Below are 15553 nucleotides of genomic sequence, written 5' to 3'. Positions count from 1 at the left end.
GGCCCGGCCAGAGCGCAGCCTAGGCCGCGCGTCCCCATGCGTCCAGCGGCTGGTCAGCCCCTTTCGAAAGGCTAGTCGCCGTCGAACACCCGCGCGAAAATCGTATCGACATGTTTCAGGTGGTAGTCGAGGTCGAACAGCGCGGTGAGGTCATTTTCGGACAGGGCCTTCGAGACGTCCTCATCCTGCTTGAGCAGGTCGAGCAGTTGCAGACGCCCGTCCGATTCCCACACCTTCATCGCGTTGCGCTGGACGATGGCATAGGCATCCTCGCGGCTGACGCCGTTCTGGGTCAGCGCCAGCAGCACGCGCTGCGAGTGGATCAGGCCGCCCATCCGGTTCATGTTGGCCTCCATCCGCTCGGGGTAGACCAGCAGCTTGTCGACCACGCCGGTGAGGCGGGCGAGCGCGAAGTCGAGCGTGATGGTCGCGTCGGGGCCGATGAAGCGCTCGACCGAGGAGTGCGAGATGTCCCGCTCGTGCCACAGGGCGACGTTTTCCAGCGCGGGCATGGCATAGGCGCGGATCATGCGCGCCTGGCCGGTCAGGTTCTCGGTCAGCACGGGATTGCGCTTGTGCGGCATGGCCGACGAACCCTTCTGCCCCTTGGAGAAGAACTCTTCCGCCTCCAGCACCTCGGTGCGCTGAAGGTGGCGGATCTCCACTGCCAGCCGCTCGATCGACCCGGCGATCACCGCCAGCGTGGCGAAGTACATCGCGTGGCGATCGCGCGGGATGACCTGCGTGCTGACCGGCTCTGGCACCAGGCCCAGCTTGTCCGCCACGTAGGCTTCGACCTGCGGATCGATATTGGCGAAGGTGCCGACCGCGCCGCTGATCGCGCAGGTCGCGATTTCGGTGCGCGCATCCCACAGGCGCGCGCGGCACCGGTCGAACTCGGCATAGGCCTGCGCCAGCTTGAGCCCGAAGGTGACGGGTTCTGCATGAATGCCGTGGCTGCGGCCGATGGTGGGGGTGAACTTGTGCTCTTCCGCCCGGCGCTTGAGCGCTTCGAGCAGGTCGTCCATGTCGGCCAGCAGAATGTCGGTCGCGCGGACCAGCTGGACGCTCAGCGTGGTGTCGAGTACGTCGGAACTGGTCATGCCCTGATGCATGAAGCGCGCTTCCTCGCCGACATGCTCGGCCACCCAGGTGAGGAAGGCGATCACGTCGTGCTTGGTCACCGCCTCGATCGCGTCGATCGCGTCGACGTCGATTTCCGGGTTGGTTTCCCACCAGTTCCACAGCGCGTCGGCAGCGCTCTGCGGGACCACGCCCAGCTCGGCCAGCTTGCTGGTCGCGTGCGCCTCGATCTCGAACCAGATGCGATATTTCGCCTCCGGCTCCCACAGGGCGGTCATTTCGGGGCGGGCATAGCGGGGGACCATCGGGCGGCTCCGGTTGGAATGGCGGGGATGGACGCGCGGCTAAGATGCATCGGGTCCGAAGGCAAGCATCTCGGGTGCCAATGCGCGCCGGGACAGTCCGAAGCTTCGCCTTGCACGCGCCCGTGTGCCCTGTAAGTCTGCCGGGCCAGGGCAAGTACAGGGATCATCGGGGGACCAATGCGTTATTTTCACGTCGCTTATGCGACCGGGCTGATTGCGGCCGCGATCGCCATGCCGGCCCATGCGGGCGAGACGATTCTCTATGGCGATGAAGGCGCGTGGATTGATGTGGCCGATCTGCCATCTGCCGAAGATGGCCGGGGCATGCCGCTGCGCCTGATGGAATCGCAGACCCGGATGGAGGATGGCGTCGTCTCCAGCTACGGCGATATCGCCTTCGCGCTCGACAGCACCGAAGCACTCGACGCGATGGGCACGATCTCGCTCGAATGGCTGCCCGACAAGGGCGACCTGACGGTCCACCGGGTCGAGCTGGTGCGCGGCGACAAGGTGATCGACGTGCTTGCCGATGGCGCCCGGTTCGAGGTTCTGCGGCGCGAGGAAGGGCTGGAAAAGCGCATCCTCAACGGTGCGCTGACCGCCACCATGTCCATTCCCGGCGCGCAGATCGGCGATGTGCTGCGCTACAGCTTCACCACCACCACCGACGAGCAGGTGCTCGACGACGAGATGGAATATGTGAACGTGGTGATGGCCAAGCCCGTGCCGCTCGCGGAAGGACGCATGATCCTATCGTGGCCGGTGGACGAGAGTGTGCGCTGGGCGACCACCCGGGTCGACGCGCCGGTCGATGAGACGACGCGCGACGGGTACAGGTACGTGACCATCGCGGTGCCGGTGGCCGAACCGGCCGAGATTCCGGCAGACGCGCCGCCGCGCTTCCGCCTGCCGCCGCAGATTCGCGCGACCACGTTCGACAGCTACGCGCAGATTTCCGCCGACATCGCGCCGTTCTTCGCCACCGAAGGGACGATCGAACCGGGCAGCGCGCTGGCGGAGAAGATCGCCGAGATCGGTGCGCAGACCACCGACCAGAAGGAGCGCGCGGCGCTCGCCACGCAATTCGTGCAGGACGAGGTCAGCTATCTGCTCAACGGCCTCAATGGCGGGAACTACATTCCGCAGAGTCCGGCGGAGACCTGGGAACTGCGCAGCGGCGACTGCAAGGCGAAGTCGCTGCTGCTGCTCGCCATGCTGCGCGAGTTGGGGATCAGCGCGGAGGCGGTGCTGGTGCAGAGCCAGACGGGCGATGCGCTGCCCGAGCAATTGCCCACGCTGACCAATTTCGACCACATGATCGTGCGCGCCGATATCGACGGCGTGCCCTACTGGCTCGACGGCACCAATGGCGGGTTGCGGGCGACCAATATGATCGAGGTCCCGCGCTTCCGCTATGCGCTGCCGCTGCGCGAAGGCGGGACGGACCTGCAGGAAATGGAGATGCGCCCGCAGGCCGTGCCCGACCAGACAGTGTCGGTCAAAATCGACCAGTCGGCAGGGGTCGGGCTGCCCGCGATCTACGACGTGCGGATCGCGATTACCGGCGCGACCGCCCGCCAGTTCCAGGCGCTCTCCCTGATCGACGATCCCGCGCAGAAGAAGGATGCGCTCTACGGCACCGTCTCGACGATCCTGGGCGATCACCAGCCGGTCGACATGGAGCTCGCCTTCGATTCCGACAGCGGCATTGCCACCGTCACCGCGCATGGCCTCGTCACCTCGCCGTGGGATACCAACGCCACCCGCGCCGAGCTCGACGTGCCATATCAGGTGGCCGACAGCTTCGGCTTCGATGTTGATCGCGCCCGCCCCGATATCGCGGACCTGCCGGTCAGCGTGCCTGGGCCGATCTACTTCCGCCGCGAGATCGAGTGGCTGCTGCCCGAGGGAGAGACGCTGTTCCGCCTGCTCGGCAATCCGCAGATCGACGAGGTGATCGGGGGCACGCGGCTTTCCTCGCAGACAGAGCTGACCGCGCCGGTACTGCAGATCACCGAGGAGGTGCAGAGCCTCGCGTGGGAATTCCCGGCGAGCGATCTGCCCGATGTGCGCCGCGCCAGCCTGCGCTTGAAGCGCAGCCTGCCGCGGCTGCGAGCGACCTCGCCCGTGCGCCGGGCGTGGGAATATCGCGGGGACGCGAGCGCCAGGCTCGAACCGATCGAGCGGATCTACACACAACTGGTCGCCGACGCGGACAGCGACGATACCAGCGCTCTGCTCAACCGCTTCGACTTCCGCTTCCAGACCGGCGATTTCGAAGGGGCGCTGGCCGATATCGACGCGGCCATCGCGCGCGATGCCTCGGCCGACAATTATCTGAGCCGGGGCGAGGTTCACTACAATCTGGGCGATTTCGACGCCGCGCTGGCAGATCACGTCGCGGTAGCGGATATCGACCCCGACTATACGATCAACAGCCGCCGGATCGAGCTGCTCGCGCTGCTGGGCCGGGCGGACGAGGCGGTCGCGCTGGTCGACGAGTTCGCCTACCTGTTCGAAGACCCCAAGAGCGAGGCGCAGTTGCGCTCCTACGCGCTGGGCTTCGCCGGGCAGGCGCAGGAAGGGCTGGACCTGCTGCGCGACGAGCTGTCGATCGAGCCCGAGGATGCGGGCCTGCTCAATTCGGCCTGCTGGCACGCAGGAATCTTCGATCTTGTCACCGAAGAGACGCTGGAGACCTGCACCCGCGCTGTGGAAGAGGCGCAGAACAGCTCGGGCGCGATCGATAGCCGCGCGCTGGCGCTGTATCGCATGGGCCGCGCCGAAGAGGCGCTGCGCGACCTCGACGTGGCGCTTGCACGTTCGCCGGGTCAGCACAGCTCGCGCTATCTGCGCGGGGTGGTGAAACGCTCGCTCGGCCGTGAGGCGGAGGCGCGCGAGGATATCGAATCGGCACTGCATGCCGCGCCGGGGATCGCCTCGCTCTACAGCCTGTGGGGCCTGCCGCCGAAGTAGGCGCTGCTAGGCGGGAGGGGCTAGATCAGCCCCTTCGCCTTCAGGCTGACATAGCGGCCCTGGCCGATGATCACGTGGTCGTGCACCGCGATGCCTAGCAGGCGCCCGGCCTCCGCGATCTTCAGCGTCACCGCAATATCGGCGCGGCTCGGCTCCGGATTGCCGCTGGGGTGGTTGTGGACCAGGATCAGCGCCGCCGCGCCCAGATCCAGCCCCCGGCGGATCACCTCGCGCGGGTGGATCGAAGCCTCGTCGATCGACCCGTCGCCCACGTGATGGTCTTGCACCAGCCGGTTCTTGGTATCGAGATAGAGCACCCGCACGCGCTCCACCGTAAGATGCGCCATATCGGTGGAAAGATAGTCGATCAGCGCGTGCCAGTTGGCGATCACCGGCCTGTCCACCACCTCGCTGCGCGCCATCCGCCGTGCCGCCAGCGCGACCGCTTTGAGCGCGGCAGCGCCCGCCTCGCCCATGCCCGGCGTCTTGGCGAGCGCAGCGGGTTCCGCCTCCAGCACCCGCGCCAGACTGCCGAAACGCGCCAGCAGCGCCTTGGCCAGCGGCTTGGTATCGCCGCGGCGGTTGGCGGCGAACAGCAGGTATTCGAGCACTTCGTAATCGGCCAGCGCCTCCGCCCCGCCATCCAGCAGCCGCTTGCGCAAACGCTCGCGGTGGCCGGCCGCAGAGGGAACCTGCGCTGCCCCCGCGAATTCGTCATCCACTTGCGCCATGCCCGCCCTATCCCGATAAGACCCCCAAGACGTGCAAGAGATGCCCGCTGGCGGCATGACGTGCAAGCGAGTGACCCGAATGGCGGACAGCGCAGAGGCAGATTTGGCCGCCGGTGAGGGCGAGGAGGGCGCACGCCCATCCTCCCGCCGGGCTCGCCTGCGACCCGGTCGCCGGGTAGGCTACACGCTGATCGCACTGGCCGCGCTGGTGGTGATCGCGCTGGCGATCGCATGGTTCTCGCGCGAGCGGATCGCGGATGATCTGATCCAGGGCCAGCTCGACCAGTATGATCTGCCGGCCACCTACGAGATCGAGTCGATCGGCCCCAACCGGCAGGTGCTGCGCAATATCGTGGTCGGCGATCCGGCGGCCCCGGACCTGACCGTTACGCGCGCGATCGTGGACCTGCGCGTGCGCCCGTGGGGCACGCGGTTCGGGCGCGTCACGCTCGAAAAACCGCGCCTCAAGGGCACGCTGGGCGAGGGCGGGATCAGCTTCGGCACGCTCGACCGGGTGCTCTTCCGCGATACCGGCGGGGAGGGCGGGCTGCCCGAGCTCGACCTCAAGATTATCGACGGGCGCGCGCGTATCGGCGGGGCCTATGGCGACATCGCGCTGGGGCTGGTGGGCGAGGGGCGGCTCGATGGCGGTTTCGCCGGACGTTACGACCTGCGGGCCGACGCGCTGGACTATCCCGGGTGCGGGCTCAGCAATGCGCGCAGCAAGGGGCGCATCGGCGTCGATGGCGGCAAGCCGACCCTGCGCGGGCCGCTGCGGGTGGCCGAGATCGCGTGCGAAGACCCTCAGGTGCAAGTGGTCGACCTCAGCAGCCCGGTCACGCTTGCGGTGGATGACACGCTCGATGGCTTGGAAGTGCAGGTCGACGGCAAGGTCGCGCGCCTCTCTGCCCCCAGCCTTGCGGCAGGTAGCAGCACGATCGAAGGCGCGCTCGCTCTGCGCGGCGGGCAGACGAGCCTCCACTACGACCTGCGGCTGGGCAATGCGCGCACCACCGGGCTCGCCGCGAGGTGGATCGGCGCGAAGGGCGTCGCACGGCGCGGGCGCGATACCGGATGGCGGGTGCAGACCAGCCTTGCTGGCGAGGGCCTGTCACCCAGCGCCGACTGGCTGGCGCGGCTGCGCGACTGGCAGGTCGCGAGCAAGGACACGCTGGCAGCACCGCTGCTGGCCCGCCTGCGCGAGGCGCTGTCTCGCGAGGCACGGGGGAGCTCGCTGGCGGCCGAAGTCACGCTGACGACGAATGCGGACGGCTTCTCGCTCGGCGTGCCCACCGCCACGCTCGACGGGGCGAGCGGGGCGCGCATCCTCTCGCTCTCGCGCTTCGCGGTCCTGCCCACGCAAGGCGCGCTGCCGCGCGTTTCGGGCAACTTCACCACCGCGGGGCCGGGCATCCCGGTCATGCAGGGCCGGATGGAGCGCAGCGCCTCGGGGCGGCTGGTGTTCCAGCTGGCGATGGAGGAATACCGCGCGGGCCAGGCCCGGCTGGCGATCCCGCAGCTGGCGGTGGCGCAGGCTCCGGGCGGCACGATCGGGCTGGCAGGCGCAATTCAGGCGAGCGGGCCGCTGCCGGGCGGCTTCGCGCGCGGGCTCAGCCTGCCGATCAAGGGCTCCTACGATGGCAACCGGCTGGCGCTGTGGCCCGACTGCACGCGGGTGAGCTTCGGCCAGCTGATCTACGCCAATCTCGCGCTCGACCAGCGCACGGTGACCCTGTGCCCCGCGAAGGGCCGGCCGATCCTGACCGCAGCGGGCGGCGCGGTGCAGCTGGCGGCGGGTGCGCCCAGCCTCGACCTGTCGGGCACGCTGGCAGACACGCCGATCGCGCTGAAGAGCGGCCCGGTGGGCTTCGCATGGCCCGGCCAGCTCTCCGCCAGCGCGCTCGACGTGACGCTGGGCAGCGGGGATGCCGCCCGGTTCCGGATCGACAATCTCAAGGCCCGGCTGGGGCGCGATATCGGCGGCACCTTCAGCGGGGCGGATATCGGGCTGGCCGCCGTGCCGCTCGACCTCACGGATACGGCGGGCGAGTGGTCCTACCGCGATGGCGTGCTGGCGCTGACCGAAGGCTCCTTCCTGTTGCAGGATCGGGCCGATCCGCCGCGTTTCGAACCGCTTGCGGCGCGCGGTGCCCGCCTGCGCCTGCGCGACAACCGGATCGTCGCCGAGGCGGGCCTGCGCGAACCCGAATCGGACCAGCTGGTGACCAACGTCACGGTCGAACACGATCTCTCCTCGGGCTCCGGCTTCGCCTATCTCGACGTGCCCGGCATCCGCTTCGGCAAGGATCTGCAACCCGACGATCTCACCCGGCTCGCCTTTGGCGTGATCGCGCAGACCGAAGGCGCGGTGACCGGATCGGGCAATATCCAGTGGGGCGCCGATGGCGTCACCAGCACCGGGCAATTCTCTTCCGACGGGCTCGACTTCGCGGCCGCTTTCGGCCCGGTCAAAGGCGCATCGGGCACCATCCGGTTCGACGATCTGCTGGGCCTGACGACCGCCCCGGATCAACGAATCGCGGTCGGATCGGTCAATCCGGGGATCGCGGTGGAAGGCGGCACGGTGCAGTTTGGCGTGCGCGACGGGCAGCTGATTGCGGTTGCCGGGGCCAGCGCTCCGTTTCTGGGCGGCACGATCACCCTGCGCAATCTGGATATCAATATCGGGGCGGAGGAAGAGCGCGCCTATGTGTTCGACATTTCCGGGCTCGACGCGGCGCGGCTGGTCGAGCGGCTGGAGCTGGGCAATGTCAACGCGACCGGCATTTTCGACGGATCGATCACCGTGCTGTTCGATGCCGAGGGCAATGGCCGGATCGTCGACGGGCTGCTGATCTCGCGCCCGCCGGGCGGGAATGTCGCCTATGTCGGCGATCTGACCTATGAAGACCTGACCCCGATCGCCAATTTCGCCTTCCAGGCGCTGCGTTCGCTCGATTACGAGCAGCTGGAGGTCGAGATCGAAGGCCCGCTGACCGGCGAGATCATCACCCGGCTGCGCTTCAATGGAATCGCGCAAGGGGCCGAAGCGGACAGCAATTTCATCACCCGCAAGCTTGCCTCGCTGCCGATCGAATTCAGGATCAACATTTCCGCTCCGTTCTTCGCGCTGATCCAGAACGTGCGGTCGTTCTTCGACCCCGCATTCGTCCGCGATCCGCGCTCGCTCGGCCTGCTGAGCGACGATGGCGTGCGGCTGCGCCCGGCGGTCACCGGCGAAGAGGTGCGCGCTGCGGACGAGGCGGCGGCGGAAGAGGCGCAAGAGGCGGCGCAGGCCGGCAAGAAGCCCGAACAAACCATTCAGCACTCGGAAAGCGAGAAAAGGCCATGATACATGCGAAGATGAAGGGCCTCGGCCTGGTCTGCGGGCTTTGCCTGCTGGGCGGATGCGTGAATGTGAACGCACCGTCCGACAAGATCGTGATCGAGCTCAACATCAACATTCAGCAGGAGGTGATCTATCGCCTTGCTGCGGATGTTGAGGACAATATCGACGCCAATCCCGACATTTTCTAGGTCGGGGCAACTCCGCAGGTTGCGGCAACAGGGATAGACGAGATGATGAAACGCACGAAGCTGATGCTGACCATTGCCGGCGGAGCGATCGGGCTGGCGCTGGCCAATCCGGCTGCGGCCATGTTCCAGCGCGATCCGGCCTATGAACAGGCGCGCGCCAATGGCCAGGTGGGCGAGCGGATGGACGGATTTCTCGGCGTGGTCGGCAATCAGCCGCAGGCGATCGTGGATCTGGTGTCGGACATCAATATCCGCCGCCGGGCCAATTATACCGATCGTGCGCGCTCGCAGAACGCCACGATCGATGCCTATGCGCTGACCCAGGGGTGCCTGCTGATCGCGCGGACCCAACCGGGCGAGAAATACCAGGCACCCGACGGTTCGTGGAAGACGCGCACCAGCGCACCGCCCGAACGCGACAGCCGCTGCCCGCCGATGTAATCGGGCCGCTTCAATAACGGGGACGTTCGACCGGCGCGCGTCGGCTCCGGTTGACTTGCCAAAAACCCTTTTCTAAGGCGACCGCGCCCTCGGCGGGCAGGTGTTGCCCGTGCCGCATGATTCTCACTTTTATAGAGAGCCTTGGCATGAGCGACGATAAGTCCGCGCGAGAGCCCATACCTGAGGATGCGCGGATCGACGCGCTCGAGCAGCGGCTTAAGGCCGCACGCGAGCGAGAGGAGAAGCGCAGGCCCACGGAAAGTGCGCGAAAAGCCGATGCGGATTACCGTGCCGGCAATCGTGTACTGGCGGATCTTCTGGGTGGGCTGCTTGGCGGTTCGGTGATCGGTTACGGCGTGGATGCGCTGGCCGGAACCTGGCCGTGGGGTCTGTTGGCCGGCCTGTTCCTCGGAATAGGCGTGGCTTTCAGAAATATGTTTCGAAATGCGGGCACCGGTGGCGGTGCCAGCAGCAAACCTTCTGACGAAGGCTGATTTTTCCAAGCCGCCGCGATTGAGCGGTAAGAGACGCGAACAGGATTTTCAGGTGGCCGGCGAAGAAGGCAAAATCGACCCGATGTACCAGTTCACCATCAAGCCGCTCTTCGGATCGGCTCAGTGGGAAGTGGCTGGCGTCAACATCGCATTCACCAACAGCGCGCTGTGGATGATGATCGCGACCATCGTGCTCATCCTCTTCGTGCGCGCAGGTACCAAGCAGGACCTGATTCCGGGTCGCTGGCAGATGGCGGTGGAAAGCCTGACCGGCTTCATCGAGAATATGGTGGAAGCCAATATCGGCAAGGAAGGGCGCAAATACGTGCCCTACGTGTTCACCCTGTTCACCTTCATCCTGTTCGCAAACCTGCTGGGCCTGATGCCGCTGGGGATCGTCGGGATCCACCCGTTCACCTTCACCAGCCACTTCACGGTCACCGGCATACTCGCCATTCTCAGCTTCTCGATCGTGCTTGCGGTCGGTTTCTGGAAGCACGGCCTCAAGTTCTTCGGCCTGTTCGTGCCGCACGGCACGCCCCTGTTCATGACGCCGCTGATTGCGCCGATCGAGTTCATCTCGTTCATGGTTCGCCCCTTCAGCCTCGCGCTGCGTCTGTTCGTCGCGATGATGGCCGGGCACCTTCTGCTTGAAGTTCTCGCCAGCTTCGTCGTCTCCGGCGGACTTGGCGGCGTCGGCACGGGCCTGATCGTCAGCCTGCCCAGCATGCTGCTGATGATCGCGATCTGCGCCCTGGAAATCCTGGTCGCAGGCATCCAGGCCTATGTTTTCGCGCTGTTGACCTCGCTGTATATCAACGACGCCGAACACCTTCACTGATCCCTTTTCAACACACGCATATTTTACCAAGGAGTATTCGAAATGGACGCAGAAGCCGCAAAGCTGCTCGGAGCCGGTCTTGCCGCAATCGGTTGCGGTCTCGCCGCGCTGGGTGTGGGTAACGTCTTCGCCTCGTTCCTCGATGGCGCGCTGCGCAATCCGGGTGCCGCCGACGGCCAGCAGGGCCGCCTGTTCATCGGTTTCGCCGGTGCGGAACTTCTCGGCCTGCTCGCGTTCGTCATCGCGATCATCCTCACCTTCGTGGCCTGAGGAAACCGATCGATATCTGAAAGGGCCGGGCGCGTCCCGGCCCTTGTATCGAACGCCTTCCACCTCCCACGCCGGATAGAGCAACATGCCCCAGATCGACCAATTGGCCGAAACCTTCTCCAGCCAGGCCTTCTGGCTGCTGGTGTTTTTTGGCATCTCCTTCTTCGTCGTCGGGCGCGGAATGGTGCCCAAGGTCTCGGGCACGATGGAGCGGCGTAGCAAGCAGATCGCCGACGATATCGCAGCGGCGCAGGCAGCTCGCGATCAGGCGGACCAGGAAGAAGAAGCCTGGCGCGTGCGCGAGAACGAAAATCGCGCGCGGGCCCAGGCCCTGATTGCCGAGGCCAAGGCCGAAGCTGCCGCCAAGTCCGAGAAGAAGATCGCCGCCGCGCAAAAGCGGCTCGACAAGAAGCTCGAAGAGGCGGACCAGGAACTGGCCGCCGCCCGGGCCCAGGCTATGGGCGAGATCGAAGCGGTCGCGACCGATGCGGCGCAGGATATCGTGGCCCGGATCGCCGGCATCACGGTGACCAAGCCCGCAGCCGGCAAGGCCGTGAAGGAAGCGATGGCACATGGCTGAATCTACCGAAATCTTCACCACGCAAGAGCCCGTCGAATATACCGAGGCGGCGCATGGCGGCGACGCCGCGCATGCGGAACCCACCCTGCTGGGCCTTCAGCCCTTCCAGTGGGTCTCGGTCGCGATGCTGCTGCTTATCCTGGTGGCAATTCTGCGCCTCAAGGCGCACAAGAGCATCACGGCCGGGCTCGACGGCCGGATCGCCGCGATCCGAGAAGAGCTGGACGAGGCGAAGCGCCTGCGAGCCGAAGCCGAGACGCTGCGTGACGAATATGCGGCCAAGATCGCCAATGCGGAGAGCGATGCCGAGGCAATGCTCGACAATGCACGGGCCGAAGCGGAGTCGATTCTGGAACGTGCCGAGGAAGACAGCAAGGAGCTGGTCGAACGGCGCAAGCGCATGGCGCAGGACAAGATCTCCGCTGCCGAGCGTGAGGCCGTTGCCGAAGTGCGTGCCAAGGCCGCTGCCGCTGCTGCCGCAGCCAGCCGCAGCCTGATCGGCGAGAAGCTGGACGCGGACGCGGACCGCAAGCTCGCCGACGACATGATCGCCGGGATCTGATTTCCCTGCCATGACGGCGCTATCGCCCGACAGAATCGTCGTTCGTCGCGACGATCTGACGGGCGAAGCCACCCGTTCCCTCATCGAACTGCACCTGCGCGGCATGCACGCGCAATCCCCGCCCGAAGCCGTATTCGCGCTCGACCTGAGCGGCCTGACACGGCCAGATGTGGAAGTCTGGTCCGCCTGGTTCGGTGATGCGATCGCCGGTGTCGGCGCGCTGCGGCTGCTCCCCGATGGAACGGGCGAGATCAAGTCCATGCGGACCCATCCCGATTTTCTCAAGCGCGGAGTCGCGGACGCCATCCTCGCTTCGATCGTCTCCCGCGCGCAGGTACTGGGCCTGCACCGCCTCTCACTGGAAACCGGTAGCGGTGCGGCTTTCGAGCCCGCGATCCGCTTCTACCGCGCTCGCGGCTTCGTGCCGGGTGCGGCTTTTGGCGACTATGTGAAGAGCGACTTCAACCAGTTCTTCCACCGCGACCTGACGCGGGCCGCCTAGAACGCGTCCTTGGCTGCGCGCAGCTTGGCAAAGGTGTCTGCGGGGCTCTCTCCGCCCCAGCGTGCCTGCATCTCGGGGGCATCGGCACGCAGGAAGGGATTGGTCTCCAACTCGCGCGAGAGGACCGTGGGCACGGTCGGCTCGTCCTGCGCGCGCTTGGCATCGATCTCCTGCGCATAGGCCTGCAACGCCGCGTTCTCCGGATCGGCGTGGAGGGCGAACTTCGCGTTGGCTGCGGTGTACTCATGCGCGCAGTAGAGCGTGGTTTCGGGCGGCAGTGCCTTGATCCGTTCCAGGCTGTCCCAGAACTGCTGCGGCTCGCCTTCGAACATCCGCCCGCAGCCCAGCGCGAACACGCTGTCACCCACAAAGGCAATGCCGTCTGCGGGCAGGTGGAACGCGATATGGCCGTTGGTGTGGCCCGATACGTCGATCACCTGCGCCGTGTGCTCGCCCAGCGTCACCGCATCGCCATGCGCCACCACCCGGTCGATAGGGGAGAGCTTGTCGACTTCCTGCGGCGCGATCACCTGCGCGCCTGTCGCCTCGACGATGGCCTTGTTTCCGCCTGCGTGGTCGGGGTGCCAGTGGGTGTTCCAGATGTGGCTGATCCGCCAGCCCTTGGCTTCGGCCTGCCTGAGGTATTCCGCGCCATCGGGCGTGTCGATCGCAGCGGTCTGCCCACTGGCGGGATCGTGCAGCAGGAAGCCGTAATTGTCGTTGAGGCAGGGGAACTGGTGGATCTGGAGCAGGGGGACTTCTCCGCTGGTTAGTAGACCGACACATCGAGCCGCGCGGGCTCGCCGTCACGGGTATAGACGTCGACTGCGACCAGCACGTTCCCGTCCACGATCTTGCGCGCCGACGCCTCGGTCAGGTTGCCGTTGGCGACCATGTCCTCGATCCGGTCGCGATTGGCGGCGGAAGCGAACACGGGGTCGCTCTGATCGGCGTCCTGCCGCACATCGCGCTCGTGGTAGTTGGCCCGGTCCTGTTGCAGCACCTGCCACGCCTGATCCAGCCGCGCGCCCGAGGCGCTGGTATGGTCCGGCCCGTAGAGGAACGCCTTGTACTGCCCTGCCAGCTTGAGCGGGGCGCGGGTGGGCTGGGCAGCGGCTTCGTCGGCATCCGGCTGCGGGGTGGCGGCTTCGTTGGTGCAGGCCGCGCTGGCGAGTAGCAGGGCGGCACAGGTAAGGAATCTCATCGTCGGCATGTGCCCGACGCTATGAGTGCGCGCGGCCCGATACAAGGGCACTGGCGCGCATGGTGGCAGGGTTGCCGGGGATACGAAAAAGCCCGCCGCTCCGGTGGGGAGGGCGGGCCGTTTCAAAGGTCACGCGTTGAGCGTGGCGAAGCTTAGTCCTGTTTCTTGAGCGCTTCGCCCAGGATGTCGCCCAGCGAGGCGCCGCTGTCGGCCGAACCGTACTGCTGCACCGCCTGCTTCTCTTCGGCGATCTGGTACGCCTTGATTGAGAAGGTCGGCTTCTTGCTGCGGTCGAACCCGGTGACCATCGCGTCGATCTTCTGGCCCGCCTGGAAGCGATCCGGACGCTGTTCGTCGCGGTCGCGGCCGAGGTCCGAACGCTTGATGAAGCCGGTCGCGCCGTCGTCGCCAACCTGCACTTCGAGGCCGCCATCGCGGACTTCGAGGACGGTGACGGTGACGGTTTCACCGCGACGCAGCGAACCACCGGCGGCGGCTTCGGTCGGCGCACCCTTTTCGAGCTGCTTCATGCCCAGGCTGATGCGTTCCTTGTCGATGTCGACGTCGAGAACGATCGCCTTGACCTCTTCACCCTTGCGGTGAAGCGCCAGCGCGTCTTCGCCCGAGATGCCCCACGCGATGTCGGACATGTGGACCATGCCGTCGACGTCGCCCGGAAGGCCGATGAACAGGCCGAATTCGGTGGCGTTCTTGACTTCGCCTTCGACTTCGCTGCCGATCGGGTGCGCTTCGGCGAACTCTTCCCACGGGTTGCGCTGCGCCTGCTTGAGGCCGAGCGAGATGCGGCGCTTTTCGGAATCGACTTCCAGCACCATGACTTCGACTTCCTGCGAGGTCGAAACGATCTTGCCCGGGTGGACGTTCTTCTTGGTCCAGCTCATTTCCGAAACGTGGACCAGGCCTTCGATGCCCGGCTCGACTTCGACGAAGGCGCCGTATTCGGTGATGTTGGTCACCTGGCCCGTCAGCTTCATGCCGACCGGGTACTTGGCGGCGACGCCATCCCACGGATCGCTTTCGAGCTGCTTCATGCCCAGGCTGATGCGCTGCGTTTCGGCATTGATGCGGATGATCTGCACGGTCACGGTCTGGCCGATCTCGATCACTTCGCTGGGGTGGTTGACCCGCTTGTAGCTCATGTCGGTGACGTGGAGCAGGCCGTCGATGCCGCCCAGGTCGACGAACGCACCGTAATCGGTGATGTTCTTGACCACACCGTCGACCACCTGGCCTTCGGCCAGATCGCTGATCAGTTCGCTGCGCTGTTCGGCGCGGGTTTCTTCAAGCACCGCACGACGCGAGACGACGATGTTGCCGCGGCGGCGATCCATCTTGAGGATCTGGAACGGCTGGGGCTGGTCCATCAGCGGGGTGACGTCGCGCACGGGGCGGATGTCGACCTGGCTGCCGGGGAGGAAGGCCACGGCGCCGTCGAGGTCGACGGTGAAGCCGCCCTTGACGCGGCCGAAGATGCGGCCTTCGACGCGCTTGCCTTCGCCGAATTCGTTTTCGAGGCGATCCCACGCGGCTTCGCGGCGGGCGCGGTCGCGGCTGAGCATCGCTTCGCCATCGGCGTTTTCGACGCGGTCGACATAGACTTCGACTTCGCTGCCGACTTCGAGGCCGTGCTCGTCTTCGTTGCGCATGAATTCGCGCAGGTCGACGCGGCCTTCGCTCTTCAGGCCGACATCGATCATCGCCATGCCGTTTTCGATGGCGGTGACGGTGCCCTTGACGACGCGGCCTTCGAAGCCGCCATCATCGGCATCGCCGAGCTGTTCGTTGAGTAGCGCTTCGAAATCGTCGCGCGTCGGGTTGGCTGCAGTTGCCATAGGTATGAGGTTCCTAGTTCACTTTTGCTACCGGCCACCGGTTGTCCGGGGTCTTTACCCGTCTGCCTGCACACCATTGCGCGGGCCGTACGGGGCAAGAGGGCCGTGTTCCGCGCGAGGCCGTATGCCACCGCGCGGGTCCGTCGAATCCATGAGAATGCGAGAACGGCGGGC

15 protein-coding genes are annotated in these 15553 nt (G+C 66.2%); 10 read left to right on the top strand and 5 right to left on the bottom strand.

Going from position 1 to position 15553, the window contains the following annotated elements; translation table 11 throughout:
* Positions 1-71: 71 nt before the first annotated feature.
* Positions 72-1388, bottom strand: a complete 1317-nt coding sequence (purB, locus tag K7H93_RS02565; RefSeq protein ID WP_230782313.1) for an adenylosuccinate lyase — start codon at positions 1386-1388, stop codon at positions 72-74.
* 177 nt (positions 1389-1565) lie between these two features.
* Here purB and K7H93_RS02560 point away from each other — a divergent pair, with 177 nt between their 5' ends.
* Positions 1566-4364, top strand: a complete 2799-nt coding sequence (locus tag K7H93_RS02560) for a DUF3857 domain-containing protein (RefSeq protein WP_230782312.1) — start codon at positions 1566-1568, stop codon at positions 4362-4364.
* Positions 4365-4384: 20 nt separating this feature from the next.
* Here the strand turns inward: K7H93_RS02560 and radC are convergent, their stop codons facing one another.
* Positions 4385-5095 carry a RadC family protein gene (gene radC, locus K7H93_RS02555; protein ID WP_230782310.1) on the bottom strand — a complete coding sequence of 237 codons (711 nt, stop codon included), beginning with the start codon at positions 5093-5095 and terminating at the stop codon, positions 4385-4387.
* Between the two features lie 79 nt (positions 5096-5174).
* On the opposite strand from radC, the gene K7H93_RS02550 reads away from it, so the two are divergent.
* From K7H93_RS02550 to K7H93_RS02510, 9 genes are all read left to right on the top strand, one after another.
* Positions 5175-8447 (top strand): intermembrane phospholipid transport protein YdbH family protein, encoded by a 3273-nt coding sequence (locus K7H93_RS02550; protein ID WP_230782308.1) that lies wholly within the window; start codon positions 5175-5177, stop codon positions 8445-8447.
* Entirely contained in the window at positions 8444-8632 is a 189-nt protein-coding gene (locus K7H93_RS02545; protein WP_054523843.1) for a YnbE family lipoprotein, read from the top strand. The genes K7H93_RS02550 and K7H93_RS02545 overlap by 4 nt, the downstream gene beginning before the upstream one ends.
* Before the next feature lie 45 nt (positions 8633-8677).
* Entirely contained in the window at positions 8678-9073 is a 396-nt protein-coding gene (locus K7H93_RS02540) for a YdbL family probable chaperone protein (RefSeq protein ID WP_420840376.1), read from the top strand.
* A 146-nt stretch (positions 9074-9219) separates the two neighbouring features.
* Positions 9220-9567 (top strand): AtpZ/AtpI family protein, encoded by a 348-nt coding sequence (locus K7H93_RS02535; protein WP_054523844.1) that lies wholly within the window; start codon positions 9220-9222, stop codon positions 9565-9567.
* A gap of 52 nt (positions 9568-9619) precedes the next feature.
* A complete protein-coding gene (locus K7H93_RS02530) occupies positions 9620-10408 on the top strand; it encodes a F0F1 ATP synthase subunit A (RefSeq protein WP_172807049.1) in 789 nt (262 codons plus the stop codon).
* 42 nt (positions 10409-10450) lie between these two features.
* Positions 10451-10678: a F0F1 ATP synthase subunit C gene (locus K7H93_RS02525; protein WP_010236656.1), complete on the top strand. Its 228-nt coding sequence runs from the start codon at positions 10451-10453 to the stop codon at positions 10676-10678.
* 85 nt (positions 10679-10763) lie between these two features.
* Positions 10764-11258, top strand: a complete 495-nt coding sequence (locus tag K7H93_RS02520) for a F0F1 ATP synthase subunit B family protein (RefSeq protein WP_010236658.1) — start codon at positions 10764-10766, stop codon at positions 11256-11258.
* Positions 11251-11820, top strand: coding sequence for a F0F1 ATP synthase subunit B family protein (locus tag K7H93_RS02515; protein ID WP_054523845.1), 570 nt, complete (start codon positions 11251-11253; stop codon positions 11818-11820). Before K7H93_RS02520 ends, K7H93_RS02515 begins: the two co-directional genes overlap by 8 nt.
* Positions 11821-11830: 10 nt before the next feature.
* Positions 11831-12322, top strand: coding sequence for a GNAT family N-acetyltransferase (locus tag K7H93_RS02510; RefSeq protein ID WP_230782305.1), 492 nt, complete (start codon positions 11831-11833; stop codon positions 12320-12322).
* On the opposite strand, the gene gloB is transcribed toward K7H93_RS02510, so the two are convergent.
* The 3 genes from gloB to rpsA all read right to left on the bottom strand — a co-directional run bounded on the left by gloB (position 12319) and on the right by rpsA (position 15379).
* A complete protein-coding gene (gene gloB, locus K7H93_RS02505; RefSeq protein ID WP_230783145.1) occupies positions 12319-13074 on the bottom strand; it encodes a hydroxyacylglutathione hydrolase in 756 nt (251 codons plus the stop codon). The two genes, K7H93_RS02510 and gloB, sit on opposite strands and share 4 nt — an antisense overlap.
* A gap of 17 nt (positions 13075-13091) precedes the next feature.
* The gene (locus tag K7H93_RS02500; protein WP_230782304.1) at positions 13092-13526 is read right to left on the bottom strand and encodes a hypothetical protein; all 435 of its coding nucleotides are present in this window, start codon (positions 13524-13526) and stop codon (positions 13092-13094) included.
* Between the two features lie 152 nt (positions 13527-13678).
* The gene (gene rpsA, locus K7H93_RS02495) at positions 13679-15379 is read right to left on the bottom strand and encodes a 30S ribosomal protein S1 (protein WP_230782303.1); all 1701 of its coding nucleotides are present in this window, start codon (positions 15377-15379) and stop codon (positions 13679-13681) included.
* Positions 15380-15553: the final 174 nt, after the last annotated feature.

This window comes from Citromicrobium bathyomarinum (genome assembly GCF_021021475.1).
GTDB lineage: Bacteria > Pseudomonadota > Alphaproteobacteria > Sphingomonadales > Sphingomonadaceae > Alteriqipengyuania > Alteriqipengyuania bathyomarina.
Note: the sequence above shows the minus strand (reverse complement) of the source record. Positions and strands in the feature narration are given on the sequence as shown.

What these genes read in the sequence shown, in the direction of transcription:
- K7H93_RS02545 (WP_054523843.1), top strand. Translation starts at nt 8,444, where the DNA reads ATGATACATGCGAAGATGAAGGGCCTCGGCCTGGTCTGCGGGCTTTGC.
- K7H93_RS02500 (WP_230782304.1), bottom strand. Translation starts at nt 13,526, where the DNA reads ATGAGATTCCTTACCTGTGCCGCCCTGCTACTCGCCAGCGCGGCCTGC.
- purB (WP_230782313.1), bottom strand. Translation starts at nt 1,388, where the DNA reads ATGGTCCCCCGCTATGCCCGCCCCGAAATGACCGCCCTGTGGGAGCCG.
- rpsA (WP_230782303.1), bottom strand. Translation starts at nt 15,379, where the DNA reads ATGGCAACTGCAGCCAACCCGACGCGCGACGATTTCGAAGCGCTACTC.
- K7H93_RS02550 (WP_230782308.1), top strand. Translation starts at nt 5,175, where the DNA reads ATGGCGGACAGCGCAGAGGCAGATTTGGCCGCCGGTGAGGGCGAGGAG.
- radC (WP_230782310.1), bottom strand. Translation starts at nt 5,095, where the DNA reads ATGGCGCAAGTGGATGACGAATTCGCGGGGGCAGCGCAGGTTCCCTCT.
- K7H93_RS02525 (WP_010236656.1), top strand. Translation starts at nt 10,451, where the DNA reads ATGGACGCAGAAGCCGCAAAGCTGCTCGGAGCCGGTCTTGCCGCAATC.
- K7H93_RS02535 (WP_054523844.1), top strand. Translation starts at nt 9,220, where the DNA reads ATGAGCGACGATAAGTCCGCGCGAGAGCCCATACCTGAGGATGCGCGG.
- K7H93_RS02520 (WP_010236658.1), top strand. Translation starts at nt 10,764, where the DNA reads ATGCCCCAGATCGACCAATTGGCCGAAACCTTCTCCAGCCAGGCCTTC.
- K7H93_RS02515 (WP_054523845.1), top strand. Translation starts at nt 11,251, where the DNA reads ATGGCTGAATCTACCGAAATCTTCACCACGCAAGAGCCCGTCGAATAT.
- K7H93_RS02510 (WP_230782305.1), top strand. Translation starts at nt 11,831, where the DNA reads ATGACGGCGCTATCGCCCGACAGAATCGTCGTTCGTCGCGACGATCTG.
- K7H93_RS02540 (WP_420840376.1), top strand. Translation starts at nt 8,678, where the DNA reads ATGAAACGCACGAAGCTGATGCTGACCATTGCCGGCGGAGCGATCGGG.
- K7H93_RS02560 (WP_230782312.1), top strand. Translation starts at nt 1,566, where the DNA reads ATGCGTTATTTTCACGTCGCTTATGCGACCGGGCTGATTGCGGCCGCG.